The sequence below is a fragment of the Streptomyces sp. NRRL S-495 genome (assembly GCF_000966955.1).
In the GTDB taxonomy this organism is placed as follows: domain Bacteria; phylum Actinomycetota; class Actinomycetes; order Streptomycetales; family Streptomycetaceae; genus Kitasatospora; species Kitasatospora purpeofusca.
Genome location: NZ_JZWY01001367.1, coordinates 1 through 471 on the forward strand (window position 1 = coordinate 1; position 471 = coordinate 471).

Sequence of the window (471 nt, forward strand, 5' to 3'; positions counted from 1 at the left end):
ACCGGTGCCGTGCGCCTCCACGACGTCCACGTCCGCGCCGGTGAGCCGCGCACTGGCCAGCGCGTCCTGGATCACCCGCTGCTGGGCGGGCCCGTTGGGCGCGGTGAGGCCGTTGCTGCCGCCGTCCTGGTTGACGGCGGAGCCCCGGACGACGGCCAGTACCTGGTGGCCGTTGCGTCGCGCGTCGGAGAGGCGCTCGACGACCAGCAGGCCGACGCCCTCGCCCCAGCCGGTGCCGTCGGCGTCGTCGGAGAAGGCCTTGCAGCGGCCGTCGGCGGCGAGGCCGCGCTGACGGGAGAACTCGACGAACATGCCGGGCGTGGAGAGCACCGTGACACCGCCGGCCAGTGCCAGCGAGCACTCGCCGTTGCGCAGGGCCTGGACGGCCAGGTGGAGGGCGACGAGCGAGGAGGAGCAGGCGGTGTCCACCGTCATCGCCGGGCCCTCCAGGCCCAGCAGGTAGGAGATCCG

The 471-nt window shown here is 74.5% G+C and carries 1 protein-coding gene; it reads right to left on the minus strand.

Annotated features, from left to right (window positions below; all coding sequences use genetic code 11):
* Positions 1 to 471: polyketide synthase (locus VR45_RS41705; RefSeq protein WP_045945205.1), on the minus strand; the 471-nt coding region annotated here is incomplete at both ends.